Origin of the sequence: Streptosporangium heterodermiicola (assembly GCF_051390675.1) — a bacterium.
In the GTDB taxonomy this organism is placed as follows: Bacteria; Actinomycetota; Actinomycetes; order Streptosporangiales; family Streptosporangiaceae; genus Streptosporangium.
Window position 1 is genome coordinate 41,193 of sequence record NZ_JBPJSR010000011.1, and the last position, 20,314, is coordinate 61,506.

The window sequence follows — 20,314 nt, forward strand, 5'->3', positions numbered from 1 at the left end:
CCCTGAAGGTTTGCTGTGCATCGTGGGCGGTAAGACGGCGTCTACAGGAAATCTTCAGCCTTCGCCGGGGTGAGTTCCAAGCCTGGTGCGCCAGGGTCAGGCGCTGTGAAGCTGTCGACCAAGCGCGGAGCGCTGATAGTGAACGGGACCCTGGGGGTCCTGTTGCTGGGCGGAGTGGTGATCGCCTACTCCTCCCTCGGCGGCGAGGCCTCAACCGCCGACGCCGCGGTGCGGACCGTGCCGGTGACCCGTGCCACGGTCTCCGCCTCCGTCTCCGCCTCGGGAACCGTGGCCAGCGCCCGCGCCCGGTCCCTCTCCTTCGGGTCGAGCGGCACCGTCGAGAAGATCTACGTCAAGGCCGGTGACAAGGTCACCGCGGGGCAGATCCTCGCCCGGCTGGACGACGACTACGCGCAGGAGAGCCTGGACGCGGCCTCCGCCGCCCTCGACACCGCGGACGACGACACCTCGACCGCCGCGGCCTACGCCCAGTACGTCACGGCGAGGAACACCTACCGGTCCGCGAAGCGCGCGGTGGACGGCACCGTCATCAAGGCGCCGTTCGCCGGTACGATCACCGCCGTCAACGGCACGGTCGGCGGCTCCTCGGGCACCGCCGCCAAGGCCGCGACCAACGCGAACAACTCGGCCGGGTCCGGAGCCTCCGCCAACGCCAACGCCAACGCCTCGGGCGGGTTCATCGACCTCGCCGACACCCGCAGGCTCGAACTCGTCGGCACCTTCACCGAGACCGACGTCACCAAGCTCAAGGTCGGCCAGGCGGCCTCCATCGGGTTCGACGCGCTCACCGGGGTCACCGCCTCCGGGAAGGTCACCCAGATCCAGCCGACCGCCACCACCAGCAACAACGTGGTCCAGTACCCGGTGACGATCTCCTTCACCGAGGTGCCGAAGGAGGTCAGGCTCGGCCAGACGGCCACGGTCGGGGTCGTCGTCGAGCGTGCCGAGGACGTGCTCGCCGTCTCCTCCGCGGTGATCTCCACGGCGGGCGGGCGGAGCACGGTGACCGTACTGCGGGACGGACGCCAGGTGCCCGTCCAGGTGGAGGCCGGGATCAAGGGCGACACGCTCACCGAGATCAGGTCGGGGCTCGCCGAGGGCGACCAGGTGGTCCGCCCGGCGGCCACGGAGACCACCCAGCAGGGCGGCGGATTCCCCGGCTTCGGCGGCGGTGGCGGTGGCCGCAACGGCGGTGGCGGGGGCGGCAACGGCGGTATTCGCCCCGCCGGGGGAGGGAACGGCCGATGACCGTCCCCGTCCTGTCCCTCACGGACATCACCAAGGTGTACGGCAGGGGAGACGCCGAGGTCCGGGCGCTGCGCGGGGTGTCGCTCAGCGTCGACCGGGGCGACTACGTCGCCATCATGGGCGCCTCGGGCTCCGGCAAGTCCACGCTCATGAACATCCTGGGCTGCCTGGACGTGCCCACCTCCGGTGACTACCGCATCGACGGCACCGACGTCGGCTCGCTGGACGAGCGCAGGCTCGCCGTACTCCGCAACCGGAAGATCGGGTTCGTCTTCCAGTCGTTCAACCTCATCCCCCGGATGAGCGCGCTCGCCAACGTCGAGCTGCCCATGGCGTACGGCGGGGTCGGCGCCGCCGACCGGCGGGCCCGCGCGCTGGCGGCCCTGGAGCAGGTCGGCCTGTCCGACCGGGTCCGCCACGAGCCGAACGAGCTCTCCGGCGGCCAGCAGCAGCGGGTGGCCGTGGCCAGGGCGCTGGTCACCGCGCCCGCCCTGCTGCTCGCCGACGAGCCGACCGGCAACCTCGACACCGCCTCCACCGGGGACGTGCTGGGCATCCTCGACGGGCTGAGCGTCGCGGGCCGGACGATCGTGATCATCACTCACGAGGACGACGTGGCGGCCCACGCCAAGCGGGTCATCCGCCTGGTGGACGGCCGGATCGTCGAGGACCGCCGCCAGGCCCCCGTCGACGGCCTCCCGCCCCGCATGCAAGAGGTCCCCGCGCCCCTCATGCGAGAGGCTCCCGCGCCTCCCACGCGAGAGGCCCCCGCTGACGGCGCCTCGTCCCGCACGCCGGAGGTCACCGCGTGAGCCGGCTCGAAATCCTGAGGTTCGCGCTCCGCGGGCTGGCCGCGAACAAGCTGCGCAGCTTCCTGACCACCCTCGGCATCCTCATCGGGGTGGCGGCCGTGATCCTGCTGGTCGCCTTCGGCGAGGGGGCCTCGCAGAGCATCCAGCAGTCCATCCAGCGGCTCGGCGCCAACACCCTCACCGTCTCGGCGTCCTTCGCCGGAGGCGGGGGCGGAGGCGGGGGCGGCTTCGGCGGTGGTGGTGGAGGCGGCGGGGGCCGGGCTGCCGGAGGCCAGAACGAGGGCCCGCGCACCCAGGCCAGGCAGCTCACCCTGGAGGACGCCAGGGCGCTGACCGACCGCGAGCGGGTCCCTTCGGTGCGGAGCGTGTCGCCCGTGGTGACCGCGAACGCGGCCACCGCCGTCCACGAGGGCGCCAGCCACACGATCGCGCAGCTCGTGGGCACCTACCCCAGTTACTTCGAGGCGACGAACAAGCCTGTGGACAGCGGCACCTACTTCGTCAACGACGACGTGCTCGCCGCCAGGAAGGTCATGGTCATCGGGCGGACGGTGGCCGAGGAGCTGTTCGGCACGGCCGATCCGGTCGGCAGGCCGGTCAGCGTCTCCGGGGTGCCGTTCACGGTGATCGGGGTGCTCAAGGAGTCGGGCTCGGCGGGCATGCAGGACGCCGACGACGTGGCCATCGTGCCGCTGCCCGCCGTACAGCAGAGCCTGACCGGGTTCGGCGCGCTCGGCTCGATCATCGTGCAGGCGACCGGCGCCGACACGACCGACTCCGCGCAGGCCGAGGTGACGGCCGTGCTCAACCAGCGGCACGGCATCACCCCGGCGGGCGTCGCGGACTACCGGATCCTGAACCAGGCCACCCTGCAGGAGACCGTCAGCTCGACCGTCGGGATCTTCACCGCCCTGCTCGGCGCGGTCGCCGCCATCTCCCTGCTGGTCGGCGGCATCGGCATCACCAACATCATGCTCGTCACCGTCACCGAACGGACCAGGGAGATCGGCATCAGGAAGGCCATCGGCGCGCCCAGGAGCGCCATCCTCGGCCAGTTCCTGCTGGAGGCGACGGTGCTGAGCCTGGTGGGCGGCCTGTCGGGCGTCGCGATCGCGTTCGCCGGGACCCGCTTCACGATCGCCGGGATCTCACCGGTGCTCGTACCGTCCTCGATCGCGCTGGCCCTCGGTGTCTCCGTGGGCATCGGGCTGTTCTTCGGCGGCTACCCGGCCAACCGGGCGGCCAGGCTCCGGCCCATCGAGGCCCTGCGTCACGAGTGACCCGTACGGCCAACGCGGCTTAGGCGTTCAAGCGAGGAGAGACACATGGGCGGCAACGCCGACGAGACGGTACCCGCGGGGAGACCGCTGGAGGACTCCCCGTTCCGGGGGGACCTGGACGGCGAGCTGGCGGCCCGGCCGCCGCGCCGTCTGTCGACGCTCACCCTCGTGCTGGGCGCCGGGGTGATGCTCGTGGCGGGGGTGATCGTGGGCATCCAGGCGCAGAAGGCGATGGGCGACCCGTCCGGCGCCCCCGCGGCGGCGACGCGCCAGGGCGGCTCGGGCCCCGGCGGCTTCGGCGGTTTCGGGGGCCAGCAGGGCGGCCAGGGCCGCCAGGGAGGCCAGGAGGGACAAGGAGGCCAGGGAGGCCAGGGGGGCCAGGGGGCCGGTCAGGGCGGTGGCGGCCGGGGCGGCATGACCGTCGGCACGGTACAGCGGGTCGAGGGCGGCAAGGTCTACGTCCAGACGGCGGACGGCTCGGTCGTGACCGTGAACACCACGGACGAGACATCCGTACGCGTCACGAAGGAGGGCAAGGTCACCGACCTCAGGCCCGGGGGCGCGGTGGTCGTGCGCGGGGCCGCGGCCGACGACGGCTCGGTCACCGCGACCGCGATCAACGAGGGCGCCGGACGCCGGTGAACCGGTATGCGGCGGGCCGTTTTCCCGATCCCCGCGAGCGGTGCTGAGACGGTTCTCAGGAAACGTTCAGCCCTGGCTGAGCTGCGTTCCAGAGTGGTGGGCGAGCCTCGGGGGGTGCTGGACAGAGTGGAAGCCCGATTGCTGGTCGTGGACGACGAACCGAATATCAGGGAGTTGCTCTCGGCCAGCCTGCGCCTGTCCGGGTTCGAGGTGGTGACCGCGGTGGACGGCCGGGAGGCCGTGCACTTCGCCGAGCGCATCCGTCCCGACCTGGTCGTGCTGGACGTGATGCTGCCCGACATGGACGGCTTCGCCGTGGCGGGGCGGCTGCGGGAGATGAGCGGGCAGATGCCCGTGCTCTTCCTGACCGCGCGGGACGCCACCGACGACAAGGTCGCCGGGCTGCGGCTGGCCGACGACTACGTCACCAAGCCGTTCAGCCTGGAGGAGGTCCTCGCCCGCATCCGGGCCGTGCTCCGCCGTACCAGGGGGGACCTCGACCTGCCGGTCCGCCTGCAGGTCGGTGACCTGGAGCTGGACGAGGAGGCGCACCAGGTCTGGCGCTCGGGCGTCCCGGTGCGGCTGTCGCCGACCGAGTTCAAGCTCCTGCACTACTTCATGGTCAACACCGGCAGGGTGCTGTCCAAGGCGCAGATCCTCGACCACGTCTGGAACTACGACTTCGGCGGCGACGCCGGGGTGGTCGAGTCCTACGTCTCCTACCTGCGCAGGAAGGTCGACACGGCCGAGCCCCGGCTCATCCACACCCTCCGCGGCGTGGGCTATGTGCTGCGACCGCCCCACAGTGATTGAACTTTCAGCTGATATTCAGCTTCAGCTGACCCGTTTCTGAGCTTTGTGTGTTCAAATAGACAATGCACGACCCCCGATCACCTCGGAAGCATCCGAATGGGCTCGGGCTCGCCTCCAGCTGCGGGGGAGACGAGCTCGACACGGCCCGCGGATGAGGTCCGAGGGCAGGGCCCCACCGCTTTACCGAGTTCGCCCCCGTAACCCGGTCGAGCGGTGGGGCCAAACGCGTCTAGAGGGTCTCTCGCAGGGCAGGATCGACCGTATGGGTGACAACGACGGTCTTCTGGAGACGCTGCGGGAGTTGAGGCGGCATCTCGACCGCGAGCTGTTCCCCCTCGCGATCGGCGACGTGGCGGCCGACCGCCGGGCACTGCGCGAGCTCACCGGCCAGCTCGACGACTACCTGATCCCCCGGCTGAGCGCGATCGACGCCCCGCTGCTCGCCGTCGTCGGCGGCTCCACCGGGGCGGGGAAGTCCACGCTGGTCAACTCACTGGTCGCCGAGGACGTCTCCGAGCCGGGTGTGCTGCGGCCCACGACGATGGCCCCCACCCTGGTCACCAGCCCCGTCGACCGCGAGTGGTTCACCGCCCAGAACGTCCTGCCCGGCCTGCCGCGCGTCACCGGGAGCGGCAGGGGTGAGCCCGGCACGCTCCGGGTCGTCACCGCCGCGGCCGTCCCGCCGGGCCTGGCCCTGCTCGACGCCCCCGACATCGACTCGATCGTCGCCGCCAACCGTGAGCTGGCCGCCCAGCTGCTCGCCGCCGCCGACCTGTGGCTGTTCACCACCACCGCCGCCCGGTACGCGGACGAGGTCCCCTGGAGCTTCCTGCGGTCGGCCAGGGAGCGGAGCACGGCCCTCGCCGTCGTCCTGTCCAGGGTCCCTCCCGAGGCCATGGGCGTGGTGCGCAAGGACCTGAACCGCCTGCTGGAGACGAACGGCCTGGGCGGGACGCACCTCTTCGAGGTCCCCGAGCTGACACTGCCCGACGAGAACGCCCGCCTGCCGCGCCAGGCGGTCCAGCCGATCGCCGACTGGCTCATCGCCATCGCCGCCGACTCCCGTTCCCGCGCCGAGGTGGTACGCCAGACCCTGTCCGGCGCGCTGGAGAGCCTCTCCACCCGCGTGCCCGCGCTCGCCGCGGCGGTCGACCGCCAGCACACCGGCGCAGAGGAGCTCCGCTCGATGGCCGACGCCGCCTACGCCGTGGGCCTCTCCTCCTTCGACGAGGGCATGCGGGACGGGTCGCTGCTGCGCGGCGAGGTCCTGGCCCGCTGGCAGGACTTCATCGGGACCGGTGACCTGATGCGCTCCCTGGAGAGCCGGGTCGGCAGGTTCAGGGACCGGGTCGTGGCGTTCGTCACCGGGCGGCCCGCCCCCGAGAGCGAGCTGCGGACCGCCCTGGAGAGCGGGGTGGAGGCGCTGATCAGGGCCTCGGCCGACGGCGCCGCCGAACGCCTCCTGGAGTCGTGGTCGTCACACCCCTCGGGCCGGGCCCTCCTGGAGCGCGAGGGGGTCGCCGTCGCCGGACGTCTCGGCCGCGCCGCCGCCGACCTGCCCGCCAGGGCGGAGGAGGCCGTCAGGGGCTGGCAGTCGTACGTGCTCGACCTGGTCCGCGAGGAGGGGGCGGACAGGCGGACCACCGCCCGCGTCACCTCGTTCGGCCTCAACGGGGCCGGGCTGCTGCTGATGATCGCGGTGTTCGCCTCGACCGGCGGCCTGACCGGCATCGAGGTCGGCATCGCCGGAGGCACCAGCGTGCTCAGCCAGAAGGTCCTGGAGGCCGTCTTCGGCGACCAGGCCGTCCGCGACCTCACCGTCAAGGCCCGCTCCGACCTGCGCGCCCGCGTGGCGATCCTCCTCGGCCAGGACGCCGACCGCTTCACCGACCTGCTGGACGCCGTCCAGCCCCCCGAGGGCACCGCCCCCGCCCTCCGCGCCACCGCCGACGCCGTACGCGAGCACCTGCGCGAGCTCCCCGTCGCGGACCGCCGGGCCGCCCTCCCCGCGGGGGCCGTCCCGCTGGCCGTGGGAGAGGCCAGGAGACCGCCCGACGGCCTCCCACGCGCCACCGGTACGGGTGCGGGTACGGGAGAGGCGGGCCAGGCGTGAAGCTGCTGCGACGAGAGAAGACGGTCTCGCTGGACGACCGGCTGGCGGCGCTGGCACGCGCCGCCGACCTGGCCGACGGGAGGCTGGACGCCGACGCGGTCGCCGCGGCGCGTGCGGTGATCTCCCGCGCCGGGGTACGGGCGAGCCTGTCGGTCGACCACACCGCGGTCGCGCTGGCCGGGGCCACCGGCAGCGGCAAGTCCTCGCTGTTCAACCTGCTGTCGGGCACCTCGCTCGCCACGGTCGGCGTCACCCGCCCGACCACCTCGGCCGCCCAGGCCGCCCTCTGGGAGGGCGTGGGGGCGGGGCCGCTGCTCGACTGGCTGGACATCCCCCGCCGCCACGAGCTTCTCGACGCCTCCGGGCGGCTCGTTCAGGGCCCGTGGCGCGGGAACGGCGAGAGATCCCCGTCCGGCGTCGAGCGGCCGGACGGCGGGAACGGGACCGCCGACGGAGCGGTAGGCGCCCCGTTCGCCGTCGGTGGTCCCGCGTCCGCCGCCGTCGTCCGGCCGTCGGATGCCTTCGGTACCGCTGTCCGGCCGTCCGGTGTCCCCGGGCTGGACGGTGAGGCCGCCGGGCTGATCCTGCTGGACCTGCCCGACCACGACTCGATCGAGCCGTCTCACCGGCTGGAGGTCGACAGGCTCGTCGAGCTGGTCGACCTGCTGGTGTGGGTGCTCGACCCGCAGAAGTACGCCGACGCGGCCGTCCACGACCGCTACCTCCGGCCGCTCGCCCGGCACCGGGGGGTCATGGTCGTCGTCCTCAACCAGATCGACCGGCTCTCCCCGGCCGCCGCCGAGCGGTGCCTGAAGGATCTCCGGCGGCTCCTCGACGAGGACGGCCTGACCGGGGTCCCGGTGGTCGGGGTGTCCACCCGTACCGGCGCGGGCGTCCCCGAGCTGCGTTCGCTGCTCACCTCCCGGGTCGCCGACCGGCGGTCCTGGTCCGCCCGGCTCGCCGCCGACGCGGGCATGGCCGCCGACGCGCTCCTCCAGGCGTCCGGCGTCGCCCCCGGCGAGACCCCTCCGGACGCCGCGAGCAAACCGGACGGCCTGGCGAGGCCGCTGAGGGACGCGCTGTCCCAGGCCGCCGGGGTGCCGGTCGTCGTCGAGGCCGTGGCCAAGTCCCACCGGCACCGCTCGGTCGCCGCCACCGGCTGGCCGCCCACCCGATGGATCCGCCGCCTGCGGCCCGACCCGCTCCGCCGCCTCCGCCTGGACGCCGCGAGCCGGTCCGCCGGGGGAGCGAGGACGGCGGGAGAGGAGCCGGCGGAGCCGGGCGGCGTCGTCGGCCGGACGTCCATCCCCGTCGCGACCGTCGTCCAGCGTTCCCGGATGGACACCGCGATCCGCGAGGCCGCCGGGGCCGCCGCGGCGGGGCTTCCCGCGCCGTGGGCCGCGGCCGTGCGGCAGGCGGCGAGGTCACACGGAGACGAGCTGGAGGACGGCCTGGACCGGGCGGTGGCCACCACCTCGCTCGGGGTCTCCCGGCGGCCCCTGTGGTGGCGGCTGGCCGGGCTGGCGCAGTGGCTGGTGCTCGCGACGATGCTCGCCGGAGGGGTCTGGCTGCTCGCCCTGGTCGCCCTGGACTATCTCCGGCTTCCGCAGCTCTACATGCCGACCGTGGGGGAGCTGCCTTGGCCGACCACACTGCTGATCGGGGGCGTCCTGCTCGGCCTGCTGATCGCGCTGCTCTCCCGGGTGGCCGCCTGGCTCGGCGGCCGGCGCCGGGCCCGCAAGGCGGCGAAGGCGCTGCGGTCGAGCGTCGACAAGGTCGGCCGCGAGCTGGTGCTGGAACCCATGGCGGAGGAGCTGACCCGGTACCAGCACTTCACGGAGGCGGTCACGGTGGCCGGGAACGCGGCCCGCGCGTAGGCGGACGCCTTCAGGCACATCCGGAACCGGCGGAGTCCCGTGGAACCGGCTCCCCCTGCCGAGCGTGACACCAGGCCGCCGGTTCTCGCCGATGCCGTATGTCGCCCGCTGCCCGCTGCCCGCTGCCCGTCGCACGCCGTACGTCACGTGCCGCGCGTACGTCGTACATGGGTCCTGAAGGGGGTGCTAGGGGGTGAACAAGGGCTGACGGGACTGGAGGGGCGCGCCACAGTTGCGGTGACGGGGGCTGGGGGGCGCCGGTGACGGCGTCGTGATTCTGCGCGGGAGGTCGAACGGGCGCGACGACGCGCGTCCGCGCCCGGTGCGCACCCCGGTGAGCCCCACACCGCCGGTACGCCACGTGCTGCCGGCCGACGGGAGGAGCGACATGCGGCGATGGAGGAGGACGGCCTTACTGCTGGCCGTCTGCGGTGCCGTGGGCACCGGCCTGCTACCGCAGGCGGCGGGCGCGGACAGGGGGGCGGGCGCGGGGACGGCGGCCTCGGTCATCCCGGTCGCGGGGCTGGAGCGACCGGTGCAAATGGTGGTGGACCGGTGGGGCGTGCCGCACATCTACGCGGACAACACCGCCGACCTGTATCTCGCGCAGGGGTTCAACGCCGCCCGCGATCGGCTGTTCCAGATCGACCTGTGGCGCCGGCGCGGCCTCGGGCTGCTGTCCGAGGTGCTCGGCCCCGCCTATCTCAAGCAGGACCAGGCCACCAGGCTGTTCCTCTACCGGGGGGACATGGCGAAGGAGTGGGAGAGCTACGGCCCCGACGCGAAGAAGGCGGCCACCCGGTTCACCGAGGGAATCAACGCCTACGTCGACTGGCTGAAGCGCAACCCGGAGGCGATGCCGCCGGAGTTCGGTGAGGTGGGGTACGCCCCCGCGCGCTGGTCTCCCGATGACGTCGTCCGGATCCGCAGCCACAGCCTGGTGATGAACCTGACCTCCGAGGTCGACCGTGCCCGCGCCGTCTGCGCGGGCGGCATCGGCGTCGACCCGCTCATGCGCAAGCTCCAGCCCGAGTGGAAGACCGTCGTGCCCGACGGGCTCGACCCGTGCGCGCTGCCCCCGGACGTGCTCGGCACCTACCAGCTCGCCACCCAGAGCGTCGTCTTCCAGAACGGCCAGGTCCGTACGGTGCCCGAACCGCCGGGCCACGCGCTCTCGGAGGGCAGCAACGCCTGGGCCGTCGCACCGGCGCGCAGCACGACGGGCCGCCCGATCCTGGCCAGCGACCCGCACCGGGTGATGAAGGCCCCCGCGCTGCGTTACATCACCCACCTGTCGGCACCCGGCCTCGACGTGATCGGGGCGGGGGAGCCCGCGCTGCCCGGCATCTCCATCGGGCACAACGGGACCGTGGCGTTCGGGCTGACCATCTTCGGCGTCGACCAGGAGGACCTCTACGTCTACAAGCTCGACCCCAACGACCAGGGACGCTACCGGTACGGCCAGGGGTGGGAGCGCTTCAGGACCGTCAGGGAGAACGTGCCGGTCGCCGGTCAGGGGGCACAGCCCACCGAGCTGTCGTTCACCCGCCACGGTCCGGTGATCAAGGTCGACCGGGAGCGGAACCTCGCCTACGCCCTGCGTTCGACCTGGCTGCAGCCGGGCACGACGCCCTACTTCGGCAGCATGAAGTACATGCGCGCGCGTAACTGGAACGAGTTCACCGCGGCGATGCGCACCTGGGGCGGGCCGCCGGAGAACCAGATCTACGCCGACGCCGCCGGCAACGTCGGCTGGGTCCCCGGCGGCATGGCGCCCAAGAGGGTCGGCTACGACGGCCTGCTGCCCGTCCCGGGAGACGGCCGCTACGAGTGGGACGGCTTCCACGACGGCGCCCGCCTGCCCCGTTCCTACAACCCGGCCAACGGGATCGTCGCCTCCGCCAACGAGTTCAACATGCCCGGGAACCACCCGCTGAAGGTCGGGTTCGACTCGTGGGCCTCCCCGTACCGGCACGAGCGCATCGTCGAGGCGCTCTCCGCCAAGCCGCGCACCTCGGTCGCGGACTCGACGGCGCTGCAGAGCGACAAGGTCTCCATCCCGGCCCGCAGGCTGGTACGGCTGCTCGCCGGGATCCAGAGCGACGACCCGTCGACGGCGCGGGCGCTCGAACTGCTCCGCACCTACGACGGGGTCACGAGCGCGGACTCGGGGCGGGCCGCCCTGTTCGAGACGTGGTTCACCAGCCACCTGGAGCCGGCGTTCACCCGTGAGGTCCTGCCGGAGAACGTGGCACGGATGATCTTCATCCACGACCCGCTTCTGCTCTTCGACGCCATGGACAACCCGAACAAGTGGTTCGGTGGCGACGGGACGGCTGTGCGGGACCGCATCCTCCGGACCTCGCTCGCCGCGGCCTACGACGAATTGACCGGCCGGCTCGGCCCCGACCCCGCGACCTGGAAGTGGGGCGACATCCAGAAGCTCACGTTCGGGCACCCGACCGGCAAGGACGTGGGCCCCTTCCCGCGCGGCGGCTCCTGGCACACCGTGGAGGCGTCGAACTATCTGCCGGGCACCTACGCCCCGCTGTCGGGCCCCACGTTCAAGATGGTGCTCGACGTCGGCGCCTGGGACAGGTCGCAGGCGATCAACGCCCCCGGCCAGTCGGGGGACCCGCGGAGCCCGCACTATCGCGACCTGGCGGGGTCATGGCAGCGGGGGGAGTATTTCCCGCTGCTCTACAGCCGCGCCGCCGTGGAGCTCAACGCGAAGGACCGGTTCCTGCTCACACCGCGTCGCTGAATGATCATGGGTGACGGTCCCCGTAGGGGGGCCGTCGGCTGAGATCGAGCGCCTCCTGGGCGAAGGGAGACGGGTCCTGAGAAGGGATTTCGGCGTCCGTCTCTCAGGAGGCGCTCATCCGCGTCCGCTCCCACTGCCGCGCGGAACCGGTCGGGGCCGGTCGGCGCGTGACGTGGGGGGAGCGCGTCAGGAGGTGAGATTCACGTAGTAGGTCGAGTAGCCGTTCATGTCGATCAGCCGGGTGCCGACCGGCCTGGCGGCGGTGCTGCCGATGTTGATGCAGGAGTCGAAGGCGTTCTGGTAGACGTACATCGGGCCGTAGGCGCCGGTCCAGACGGCTCCGTTGGCCGCTTCGGCGTAGTAGGCGGCGTAGCGGTTGCCGGTGTTGAGGACGAACGCCTCGCCGCCCGGGTCGATGGGCCACCAGCCCCGGGTGCCCCACTGGCCGTAGTCGCGGCAGCCGTCGGGGCTGTAGAACATGATCGCGACCCACACCTTGGAGGTGTAGCGGTTACGGAAGTGCAGTTGCATCTCTACTCCCCCGGCTCCGTGAATCGCAGGGCGAGGGGCCTGTCGTCGATCGGGTCGTCGGCCAGGGGAGGGAGATGGTCGTCGGTCTTCGCGACCACGGCGGCGCGGTCGGCCGCTCCCGGCCGCTCGTCCGTCTCGCCCGTATCGGCCGCCGCCGCGCCCGCGAACGCCACCCGGGGATCGGGAGAGCGTTCAGCGCCGTTGTCCGGCATGTGGCTCACCTACATTCGTCGAGTTCGTAGAGTGACTGTTCGACAACATACAGTCACCTCCAAGGCCATGTAAAGAATCGTTTTCATTCCCGGGATGCCGGTGGGCGGTCTCGGCGAGACGGCTCGCCGGGGAGGATCGTTACGCGGTCGCGGGCGACCTGGCGCGGGGGGCGTCGGCGGGGTCCGGGCGCCTGGGCGGGGAGGAAGCCGGCGCTCTGGACATACCCCATCGCCCTGGTGAACCCGGGGTCGCCGAGGCGGCGTTCCATCTCCTGGGGCGGGGTCGTTGTCGCTTCTGCTATAGTGCGCAATGCAATATGGAGAAAGGCATCACTATGGCACGACGCCCCGATCTGGTCGGCCTGACCGTGCTGGCCATGCTCTCGGTGCGCCCCGGCCATCCCTACGAGCTCCATCGCTTCATCGTCGACACGCACAAGGACTACGTGACAGGACTGCCCAGGAGCCTTTACCACGCGGTCGAGAGGCTCGCCGGTGAGGATCTGATCGTCCCGGTCGAGACCAGCAGGGACGGTCGCCGGCCGGAGCGTACGGTCTACGAGATCACCGACGAGGGCCGTGGAGAGCTGTCGACCAGGCTCCGCGTCCTTCTTGAGAGCCCCGGTCCCGACCGCCGCGCGTTCACCGCGGCCGTCTCCCTCATGGGGACCCTGCCGGTGCCCGACGCGTTGCGCGCCCTGCGTACCAGGGCCGCGACGGTCGAAGGGCTGCTGGCCGGGATGGACGCCCACCTGCGCGCCATGAAGGAGAGCGGCCTGCCCGACATCCTGATGATCGAGGTCGACTACGAGCGCACGCTGAACGAGGCCGAGCTGGCCTGGGTGCGGCGCGTCGTCGCCCGCCTGGAATCGGGGGAGCTCGCCTGGTCGGGCACCGTCAAGCAGGAACTGCTGTCGCAAATACTCGACGAACCATGAGAAAGCGGCTGCCAGGGTGCGCTAACACCCTGGCAGCCAGAAATCCGAACAAGGCGCCTGCCCTGTCTGGACTCGCAACCTCCAGGATAGGCGCCGCGACCATGAGGAATCGCGCCATGTCCGTGAACACGGAGATCACCGGCCTGCTCACCCGCCTCGCCGAGGCGTGGAACGCGGGCGACGCCACCGCCTACGCCGCCCTCTTCACCGAGGACGCCGACTACATCGTCTTCAACGGCACGCACAGCGAGGGGCGGGCGGCCATCGAGTCCTCGCACCGATGGCTCTTCGACGGCCCGCTCAAGGGCTCCACCATGTCCATGCCGGACGACCGGATCAAGGTCAAACCGCTGGCGGACGCGGCGGTCCTGGTGATCTCGGAAGGAGGCACCGACCTCGCGGGCGAGCTCCGCGCGTCGATCGTCTCCTTCACCGCCGTCAGCACGCCCGAAGGGTGGCGGTTCGCCTCCTTCCAGAACACCAGGGTGGCGCGGTGACGGAGAGGAAGCCGATCACTGAGGTCGCCGGGATCGTCGAGGCGCCGGTCACCGCGGTCTTCGACGACCTGGCCGACGCGCTGCTGCCCGGCGGCAGGCGCACCGGCCGCTTCACCGTCGAGGACTTCCCCGGTCACATCTCCACCGTGGAGGTCGTCGGCCACACCATCTCCTTCCAGGGCGGCTGGTGGTACCGGGGCGAGTGGAGCGTCGAACCGCACCCCCGGGGCGCGCTGCTCGTGCACCGGGTCTTCAACGTCGCGCGGTGGATGCGGTGGGGCGTGCCGCTGGCCAACCGCTTCTTCATCGGCTTCGCCAGCAGGACGCGGCAGGGTTTCGCCGAGAGTCTCGTCCAGACAGGACAGCGCCTGGGCTGTTCGACCCATCTGGCTTAGGCCCGCGTCTGGCCCGGGCCCGCGTCTGGCCCGGGCCCGCGCCTGGTCTAGGTCCGTGTCTGGGTCAGGTCCGCGTCGACGTGGTGGTCGTCGAAAAGTGCGCGGGAGTTCAAGGGCTCGGTAGGGGTTTGTGCCGCTGGGAGCACGCTTTTTACTGAGCTGCGTCCCTGAACCTCGCGTTTTCCATCAGAGCGGAGCAATCGTGCCCGGACCCCTTACCGGCAAAGTCGCGCTAGTCACCGGCGGATCGCGTGGCATCGGCGCCGCCACCGCTCAGGCTCTCGCCGAGGCCGGCGCCGATGTCGCCATCAGCTACGCCAGTTCGGCCGAGAGGGCCGACCGGGCCGTCAAGGAGCTCCGGGCCGCCGGGGTCCGCGCCTCCGCCTACCGCGCCGATCAGGGAGAGAACGTCCAGGTCGCCGCTCTGATCAACCACGTCGTCACGGACTTCGGGCACCTCGACATCCTGGTGAACAACGCCGGCACTCCCGCGGGTGGCCTGATCGACGACCCCTCCACCGATCACCACGCCCTTGACCGGCAGTTCGTCGTCAACGCCGGTGGGGTGCTGGGCACGATACGTGCCGCCGCCACGGTCCTGCGCGACGGGGGCCGCATCATCACCGTCGGCTCGGTCCTGGCCGCCCGCGCCGGTTACCCGGGTGTCGCCGACTACGCCGCTGCAAAGGCCGCGGTCACCGCGTACAGCAAGGCCGCCGCCCGCGACCTGGCACCCCGGGGGATAACGGTCAACGTCGTCCAGCCCGGCTCCATCGAAACCGATATGAACCCCGCCGACGGTCCCTATTCCGACGCCCAGCGCGCGCTGAACGCCATGGGACGCTACGGCCGCCCCGAAGAGGTCGCGGCGGGCATCGCCTTCCTCGCCGGCCCCGGCGCCTCCTTCATCACCGGCGCCGTCCTGGACATCGACGGCGGCTATATGGCCTGAGACTCGGATGTCTCGCGGGGTGCCCGTCGGCCGGTCGGCCGGTGACGAGTGCGCCGACGTCGCGTCCGGCGGCGGGCGGGGCGGGGCGGCGGGTGCGCCCGCTCGTCCGTCACCGACAATTTTTTTTGTATTGACGGCAGAAGTCGTCGGTCGCTATCGTCGAGGCATGTTCGAAATGGGGATCTCGGACACCGCACCGCGGATCACTGCGGATGGCATCGACACCAAGGAGTCCTGAAATGTCGCACGAATTTCGTCTCACCCACGATGTGGACCTCCAGGCCACCCCCGAGCAGGTCTGGGAGGCGATCGCGACCGGCCCCGGCGTCGACTCGTGGTTCATGGGCAGGAACGAGATCGAGCCTCGCGAGGGCGGCAGGACGTCCATGGCGATGCCTGGCTTCACCGGCGAGGCCACGGTCACCGCCTGGGAGCCGCCGCACCGGTTCGGCTACCGTTCGGACCCCGGCGAGGACGGCGCGTTCATGGCGTTCGAATACCTCGTCGAGGGCCGTGACGGCGGCGGCACCGCGCTGCGGTTCGTGCACAGCGGCGTCCTGACCGGCGACTGGGAGGCGGAGTACGACGCGCTCCGCAAGGGCAACCCGCTCTACCTGCGGACCCTCGCGCGGTATCTGGAGCACTTCCCGGGCCGCACCGCCGTGCCGGTCGCCGCGTTCGGCCCGCAGCAGCCCGACCAGGACCTGGTCTGGGCCGGCCTCACCCGCGCCGTCGGCCTGCCCGAGCAGGTCAGGGAAGGCGACAAGGCGCACTTCACGATCGCGGGACAGACCGTCGACGGGGTGGTCGACACGGTGCTCGCCCCCGGCTTCCTGGGGGTGCGGACCGACGACGCGCTGCTGCGGTTCGTCGGGGGCGGCGGCGTCATCATAACCGGCCACCACGTCTTCGCCGACGTCGACCAGGCAGACGCCGAGCGGATCTGGGGCGAGTGGCTCGCGTCCGTTTACGCCTGATCCGCCGCTCCCCACCGCCCGTCGTCCTTCTACGGAGGGACGGCGGGCGGTCGGCGTACGCCCGGCCGGAGAAGGGGCCGGCCCGCCGTCAGCGGTAGCGGAAGCCGTCGAAGAAGCGGCGGAAGACGCCGCCGACGCGGGGCAGGGGCTCGGCCGGTGGCGGCGCCTGCGCCCGTTGCCTGGCGATGGGCTGGTCGTAGTCGGTCCGCGCGATGGCGTCGAGGACCTGCTGCTCGTCGAAGTCCTCGGACCCCTCGATCACGGGGACGAAACCGACCAGCATCCCGTTGCGCATCACCTGGGCCTCAAGGCCCGCGGTGCCGTCGGTATCCCATTCGGCCTCACGCCCGTCGGGCAGTGACACGCGTATCCCGAACTGATACACGCCGACCCTCGCCAGGTGGCCGTCTATTCCGCGATCGCGCAGCGCGTCAACGATCCGTCGTGCCCGGTTCTCTTCCACCTCTCCCAGGATAGGTCGGACGGAACGCGTCCGCTCGTACGGCTCGTACAGGGCGCGCCGCCGTACGGTCCGGTCCCGGCGGGCCCCGGAGTGGAAGCACGCCGCCGCGTCGCGACGGCGGCGACGGTTTCCGGGCGGTCGCCGATGACGCTCGATGTGGGAGGCGGTTCTTCCGGGGGCGGGCCTGGTACGCGCCGTTGTCGCCGCTGTAAGTTCTCAAATGCTCATATTTTATGATCTTTGTCTTGGTCATCGCGAGCGAACCGGCACCTCCCCCCGCACTCCGGAGTAATCCCATGCCCGCAGCACTTGAGATCCACGGTCTGTGCAAGACCTTCGGCGAGAAGGTCGCCGTCGACCACGTGGACCTGAACATCCCCCGGGGCTCCTTCTACGGGCTCGTCGGCCAGAACGGCGCCGGTAAGACGACCACCCTGTCCATGGCCGTCGGCCTGCTGCGTCCCGACGAGGGCCACGCGCGTATCTTCGGCGCCGACGTCTGGTCCGACCCGGCCACGGCCAAGACGCTGGTCGGCGTGCTGCCGGACGGGATGGCCATGCCCGAACGGCTCACCGGCCGGGAGGTGCTGACCTACCTCGGGCTGCTCCGCGGGCTGCCGCGCGAGGTCGTCGAGCGGCGCGCCGAGGAGCTGCTGGCGGTGCTGGAGCTCGACGAGGCGGAGAAGACGCTCGTCATCGAGTACTCCACCGGGATGCGCAAGAAGATCGGCCTGGCCACCGCCCTGCTGCACGCGCCGAGGCTGCTCGTGCTCGACGAGCCCTTCGAGGCCGTGGACCCGGTGTCCGCCGCGACGATCAAGACGATCCTGCGCGGGTTCGTGGCCGGTGGCGGGTCCATCGTGCTCTCCAGCCACGTCATGGCCCTCGTGGAGCAGCTCTGCGACCACGTCGCGGTGATCGACAAGGGCAGGGTGGCCGCCGCCGGACCCCTGGACGAGGTCCGCGGCACCGGCTCCCTTGAGGACACCTTCGTCGACCTGGTCGGCACCGCCGACGGCGGCGTGAAGGAGCTGACGTGGCTGTCGAACTGACCATGGTCGGCATGAAGGTGGCCGTGCTCCGTCACTCGATGAGCGGGCAGCGGGCCGGCTTCGTCGTGATGGGCGCGCTGGTCGGCCTGGTCCTCGCGGCCGGCACGATCTACGTGGCCCTCTCCTGGCCGGAGCTGCTCCCGGCCGTCTACGCCGTCTGGATGCTGGGCTGGATCTTCGGTCCCGTCTTCGCCGGAGGCGGCGACGAGACGCTCCGCCCGGAGTACTTCACGCTCCTCGGCCTGCGGCCGCGCCGCCTGGCCTCGGGGCTGCTCATGGCGGCCTTCGTCGGGGTGGCACCCGTGATCAGCCTGCTCGCCCTGACCGGGCTCGCGGTCTCCGGCGTACGGCAGGGGGTCGCGGCCGCGCTCGTCTCGGTCCCCGCGCTGCTGCTCCAGCTCGCGACGTTCGTCCTGCTCTCCCGGGTCGCGGTCGCCCTGCTCGGCCTGGCCCTGCGTTCCCGCGTGGGCGCGATCGGCGCCGGGCTGACCAACGGCCTGATCCTGGCCTTCCTGGGCCAGATCTGGGTCGTGTTCATGGCGCTCGGGCAGACGGCCGGTGTCCCGCCGGTGGTGACGACGGCGACCCGCTACCTGCCCTCCGGCTGGGGGGCGGTCGCGGTCGAGGCCGCCGCGTCGGCCGACTGGCCGCGGGTCCTGGCGGCCCTCGGCGGGATGGCGCTGCTGGTCGTCCTGCTGCTGGCCGCGTGGGCCGCGCTGCTCACCCGGCGGACCGGGGCGTCCAGGGCGGCCACGAGGGGACGCAGGCCGATCCGGGCCACCACCGCCTCCGGCGCCGTACTCGCCAAGGAACTGCGCACCTGGTCGCGCGACCTGGTGCGTACGCACCAGCTGACCTTCGCCCTCGCCTACGGCGTGTCCTTCGCCGCGGCCCCGCTGCTGCTGGGCTGGACGGGGATGCTGCCCTGGGCGGGACCGGTCTTCGTCGTGATGGCCGCGGCCATGTCGGCCAACCTCTACGGCACCGACGGCACCGCGCTGTGGCTCACGCTCATGACGCCCGGCGCGCGCGACGTCCGCGGGCGGCAGCACGCGTGGCTGCTGACCGTCGCGCCCGTCGCCCTCGTGGTGACGGTCTCCCTCGCCGCGGTCACCGGCGGGCCGTGGCCGATGCTGCTCGCCGTCCTCCTCGCCCTGCTGGGCGGCGGCGCCGGGCTGGTCCCCCTGGTCTCGGTGTACGGGCTCATCCCCGGCACCGACCCGCACCGGCGCGGCGGCAACCCGCTGCGCTCCACGGAGGAGGACGGCGCGGTCACCGGCATGGTGTACGCGGTGCTGGCGCTGGCCGCCCTCACCGCGGCCCCCGCGGCGATCGTGACCGGGCTGTTCGGCTGGGCGGGCGTGGCCGTCGGCGCCCTGACGGGGGTGCTCTGCTACTGGGGGTTCGGGCTGCTCGCCGAGCGGAGGCTGCTGGAGAAGGGGCCCGAGCTGCTCGACACGATGCGCACCGGCCGCCGTCCGGCTCCGAAGCCGGGCACGGGCGGGCGGCTCCCCTTCGAGAGCCTGCCGCGCCACAGGCAGATCATCATCGGGATCTGCTTCACGTTCGGCGCGATCCCGCTGTTCCCGCAGGGACTGCTGGCCGGTTACCTCAAGGTATCGGAGAGCCCGACGCGCGCGTGGTTCCTCGCCCTCTACCTGCCGTCGTGGCTGCAGTGGCCCACGATCGTGTTCATGGTCCTGCTGGGGGTGGGCCTCTACACGACGGGTGTGGTCCTCTCCTACCGTCGCAAGGAGTCCCCGACGGTCAGCGGTGAGCTCAGCGGTGAACCCGCCGGTGAGCTCAGTGGTGAACTCAGTGGTGGACGATGAGCCAGGTCGCGACGGCGGTGACGGTCTCCGAGCGGTTGCCGATGATGTGGGGGCGGCTGCACGGGAAGGTGATGGAGTCGCCCTCGGCGAGGGTGACGACCTCCGACTCGAAGTCGATGGTCAGCTCGCCCCGGGTCACGGTCCCGACCTCGTAGCCCTCGTGCTTGAGGAAGTGGCCGTGCGCGTTGGAGATCGAGCTCGGCGGATAGGTCGACTCGAAGAACTCTACGTCGGGTGACGGCGTGGGCGAGAGCCTGCGGAAGGTGATGCCGCCGCTGAGCCGGATGGGCGCGACCTCCCACGAGCGCCGGATGGCGAACCGTCCGGCGGGGCTGTCCGGCCTCACCGGGTCGGCGCCGGCCACCTCCGCGGTGTCGAACACGGCGGCGAGCGGCACGCCGATCGCGGACACGAAGGCGATGAGCCTGCTGACGGACGGCCGCATCGTGCCGAGCTCGATCTGGGACACCGCGCTGGGCGAGATGCCGAGCTCGCGGGCGAGGGCGCGCAGCGACATCCCCGACCGGAGCCGCAGCTCGCGAAGCCTGCGGCCCAGGTGCTCGTTCGTGATCGCCTCGATCTCCGTGCCGGGTTCCGGGGTCATGGCTGTCACGGCCTCCACACCAATTGTCACAAGGCCTTTACGCGGGCGAAATTAGGGCTCGGGTGTCAAGGCATACATTGACGGCAGCTGTTAAGTGACCACTTAACAGCCCACGCCACAGCCCCCGCGACGGCCTCGACCTCAGCTCAAGCCTCAGCCCGAGTCTCAATCCAAACCCCAGCTCGCGCCGCGGCCTCGGTCGCGGCCCTCGCCTCAGCCCTCGCCTCAGCCACAGCCCACGCCCCAGCTCGCGCCGCGGCCCGTCACGCGGCTCCGCACGGTCATCGCGGT

The 20,314-nt window shown here is 71.9% G+C and carries 19 protein-coding genes; 15 read left to right on the forward strand and 4 right to left on the reverse strand.

Annotated elements, in window-relative coordinates; translation table 11 throughout:
* Nucleotides 1-105 precede the first annotated feature (105 nt).
* The 8 genes from ACSC1Q_RS23650 (at nucleotide 106) to ACSC1Q_RS23685 (ending at nucleotide 11,570) form a co-directional block, all read left to right on the forward strand.
* The gene (locus ACSC1Q_RS23650; protein WP_436760885.1) at nucleotides 106-1,269 is read left to right on the forward strand and encodes an efflux RND transporter periplasmic adaptor subunit; all 1,164 of its coding nucleotides are present in this window, start codon (nucleotides 106-108) and stop codon (nucleotides 1,267-1,269) included.
* Nucleotides 1,266-2,081 (forward strand): ABC transporter ATP-binding protein, encoded by an 816-nt coding sequence (locus ACSC1Q_RS23655; protein WP_436760886.1) that lies wholly within the window; start codon nucleotides 1,266-1,268, stop codon nucleotides 2,079-2,081. The genes ACSC1Q_RS23650 and ACSC1Q_RS23655 overlap by 4 nt, the downstream gene beginning before the upstream one ends.
* Nucleotides 2,078-3,361: an ABC transporter permease gene (locus ACSC1Q_RS23660; protein ID WP_436760887.1), complete on the forward strand. Its 1,284-nt coding sequence runs from the start codon at nucleotides 2,078-2,080 to the stop codon at nucleotides 3,359-3,361. The genes ACSC1Q_RS23655 and ACSC1Q_RS23660 overlap by 4 nt, the downstream gene beginning before the upstream one ends.
* Nucleotides 3,362-3,406: 45 nt before the next feature.
* Nucleotides 3,407-4,003 (forward strand): hypothetical protein, encoded by a 597-nt coding sequence (locus ACSC1Q_RS23665; protein WP_436760888.1) that lies wholly within the window; start codon nucleotides 3,407-3,409, stop codon nucleotides 4,001-4,003.
* A gap of 126 nt (nucleotides 4,004-4,129) precedes the next feature.
* The gene (locus ACSC1Q_RS23670) at nucleotides 4,130-4,816 is read left to right on the forward strand and encodes a response regulator transcription factor (protein ID WP_436760889.1); all 687 of its coding nucleotides are present in this window, start codon (nucleotides 4,130-4,132) and stop codon (nucleotides 4,814-4,816) included.
* A gap of 262 nt (nucleotides 4,817-5,078) precedes the next feature.
* A complete protein-coding gene (locus tag ACSC1Q_RS23675; RefSeq protein ID WP_436760890.1) occupies nucleotides 5,079-6,929 on the forward strand; it encodes an ABC transporter in 1,851 nt (616 codons plus the stop codon).
* Nucleotides 6,926-8,806, forward strand: a complete 1,881-nt coding sequence (locus ACSC1Q_RS23680) for a P-loop NTPase family protein (RefSeq protein ID WP_436760891.1) — start codon at nucleotides 6,926-6,928, stop codon at nucleotides 8,804-8,806. Before ACSC1Q_RS23675 ends, ACSC1Q_RS23680 begins: the two co-directional genes overlap by 4 nt.
* Nucleotides 8,807-9,194: 388 nt before the next feature.
* Nucleotides 9,195-11,570, forward strand: coding sequence for a penicillin acylase family protein (locus ACSC1Q_RS23685; protein ID WP_436760892.1), 2,376 nt, complete (start codon nucleotides 9,195-9,197; stop codon nucleotides 11,568-11,570).
* A 186-nt stretch (nucleotides 11,571-11,756) separates the two neighbouring features.
* Here ACSC1Q_RS23685 and ACSC1Q_RS23690 read toward each other — a convergent pair whose 3' ends face one another.
* Together ACSC1Q_RS23690 and ACSC1Q_RS23695 are read right to left on the reverse strand one after the other, a co-directional pair.
* On the reverse strand, nucleotides 11,757-12,101 hold the full coding sequence (locus tag ACSC1Q_RS23690; RefSeq protein WP_436760893.1) for a DUF1036 domain-containing protein: 345 nt from the start codon (nucleotides 12,099-12,101) through the stop codon (nucleotides 11,757-11,759).
* A gap of 2 nt (nucleotides 12,102-12,103) precedes the next feature.
* Nucleotides 12,104-12,313 (reverse strand): hypothetical protein, encoded by a 210-nt coding sequence (locus tag ACSC1Q_RS23695; protein ID WP_436760894.1) that lies wholly within the window; start codon nucleotides 12,311-12,313, stop codon nucleotides 12,104-12,106.
* A 335-nt stretch (nucleotides 12,314-12,648) separates the two neighbouring features.
* Between ACSC1Q_RS23695 and ACSC1Q_RS23700 the strand changes: the two genes are divergently transcribed.
* From ACSC1Q_RS23700 to ACSC1Q_RS23720, 5 genes are all read left to right on the forward strand, one after another.
* Nucleotides 12,649-13,251: a PadR family transcriptional regulator gene (locus ACSC1Q_RS23700; RefSeq protein ID WP_436760895.1), complete on the forward strand. Its 603-nt coding sequence runs from the start codon at nucleotides 12,649-12,651 to the stop codon at nucleotides 13,249-13,251.
* Between the two features lie 116 nt (nucleotides 13,252-13,367).
* The gene (locus ACSC1Q_RS23705; protein ID WP_436760896.1) at nucleotides 13,368-13,748 is read left to right on the forward strand and encodes an SgcJ/EcaC family oxidoreductase; all 381 of its coding nucleotides are present in this window, start codon (nucleotides 13,368-13,370) and stop codon (nucleotides 13,746-13,748) included.
* Nucleotides 13,745-14,143 carry a hypothetical protein gene (locus tag ACSC1Q_RS23710; protein ID WP_436760897.1) on the forward strand — a complete coding sequence of 133 codons (399 nt, stop codon included), beginning with the start codon at nucleotides 13,745-13,747 and terminating at the stop codon, nucleotides 14,141-14,143. Before ACSC1Q_RS23705 ends, ACSC1Q_RS23710 begins: the two co-directional genes overlap by 4 nt.
* Before the next feature lie 202 nt (nucleotides 14,144-14,345).
* Nucleotides 14,346-15,095 carry an SDR family NAD(P)-dependent oxidoreductase gene (locus ACSC1Q_RS23715; RefSeq protein ID WP_436760898.1) on the forward strand — a complete coding sequence of 250 codons (750 nt, stop codon included), beginning with the start codon at nucleotides 14,346-14,348 and terminating at the stop codon, nucleotides 15,093-15,095.
* A 239-nt stretch (nucleotides 15,096-15,334) separates the two neighbouring features.
* Nucleotides 15,335-16,072 carry an SRPBCC family protein gene (locus tag ACSC1Q_RS23720; RefSeq protein WP_436760899.1) on the forward strand — a complete coding sequence of 246 codons (738 nt, stop codon included), beginning with the start codon at nucleotides 15,335-15,337 and terminating at the stop codon, nucleotides 16,070-16,072.
* A gap of 88 nt (nucleotides 16,073-16,160) precedes the next feature.
* On the opposite strand, the gene ACSC1Q_RS23725 is transcribed toward ACSC1Q_RS23720, so the two are convergent.
* On the reverse strand, nucleotides 16,161-16,535 hold the full coding sequence (locus tag ACSC1Q_RS23725; RefSeq protein ID WP_350969710.1) for a hypothetical protein: 375 nt from the start codon (nucleotides 16,533-16,535) through the stop codon (nucleotides 16,161-16,163).
* 296 nt (nucleotides 16,536-16,831) lie between these two features.
* On the opposite strand from ACSC1Q_RS23725, the gene ACSC1Q_RS23730 reads away from it, so the two are divergent.
* Complete coding sequence (locus ACSC1Q_RS23730) at nucleotides 16,832-17,587, forward strand: ABC transporter ATP-binding protein (RefSeq protein WP_436760900.1); 756 nt, start codon at nucleotides 16,832-16,834, stop codon at nucleotides 17,585-17,587.
* The gene (locus ACSC1Q_RS23735) at nucleotides 17,572-19,419 is read left to right on the forward strand and encodes a GumC domain-containing protein (RefSeq protein ID WP_436760901.1); all 1,848 of its coding nucleotides are present in this window, start codon (nucleotides 17,572-17,574) and stop codon (nucleotides 19,417-19,419) included. The genes ACSC1Q_RS23730 and ACSC1Q_RS23735 overlap by 16 nt, the downstream gene beginning before the upstream one ends.
* Here the strand turns inward: ACSC1Q_RS23735 and ACSC1Q_RS23740 are convergent.
* On the reverse strand, nucleotides 19,403-20,023 hold the full coding sequence (locus ACSC1Q_RS23740) for a helix-turn-helix domain-containing protein (protein WP_436760902.1): 621 nt from the start codon (nucleotides 20,021-20,023) through the stop codon (nucleotides 19,403-19,405). The genes ACSC1Q_RS23735 and ACSC1Q_RS23740 overlap by 17 nt on opposite strands.
* Nucleotides 20,024-20,314: the final 291 nt, after the last annotated feature.

What these genes read in the sequence shown, in the direction of transcription:
- ACSC1Q_RS23655 (WP_436760886.1), top strand. Translation starts at nt 1,266, where the DNA reads ATGACCGTCCCCGTCCTGTCCCTCACGGACATCACCAAGGTGTACGGC.
- ACSC1Q_RS23665 (WP_436760888.1), top strand. Translation starts at nt 3,407, where the DNA reads ATGGGCGGCAACGCCGACGAGACGGTACCCGCGGGGAGACCGCTGGAG.
- ACSC1Q_RS23675 (WP_436760890.1), top strand. Translation starts at nt 5,079, where the DNA reads ATGGGTGACAACGACGGTCTTCTGGAGACGCTGCGGGAGTTGAGGCGG.
- ACSC1Q_RS23685 (WP_436760892.1), top strand. Translation starts at nt 9,195, where the DNA reads ATGCGGCGATGGAGGAGGACGGCCTTACTGCTGGCCGTCTGCGGTGCC.
- ACSC1Q_RS23690 (WP_436760893.1), bottom strand. Translation starts at nt 12,101, where the DNA reads ATGCAACTGCACTTCCGTAACCGCTACACCTCCAAGGTGTGGGTCGCG.
- ACSC1Q_RS23695 (WP_436760894.1), bottom strand. Translation starts at nt 12,313, where the DNA reads ATGCCGGACAACGGCGCTGAACGCTCTCCCGATCCCCGGGTGGCGTTC.
- ACSC1Q_RS23700 (WP_436760895.1), top strand. Translation starts at nt 12,649, where the DNA reads ATGGCACGACGCCCCGATCTGGTCGGCCTGACCGTGCTGGCCATGCTC.
- ACSC1Q_RS23705 (WP_436760896.1), top strand. Translation starts at nt 13,368, where the DNA reads ATGTCCGTGAACACGGAGATCACCGGCCTGCTCACCCGCCTCGCCGAG.
- ACSC1Q_RS23720 (WP_436760899.1), top strand. Translation starts at nt 15,335, where the DNA reads ATGTCGCACGAATTTCGTCTCACCCACGATGTGGACCTCCAGGCCACC.
- ACSC1Q_RS23730 (WP_436760900.1), top strand. Translation starts at nt 16,832, where the DNA reads ATGCCCGCAGCACTTGAGATCCACGGTCTGTGCAAGACCTTCGGCGAG.
- ACSC1Q_RS23740 (WP_436760902.1), bottom strand. Translation starts at nt 20,023, where the DNA reads ATGACCCCGGAACCCGGCACGGAGATCGAGGCGATCACGAACGAGCAC.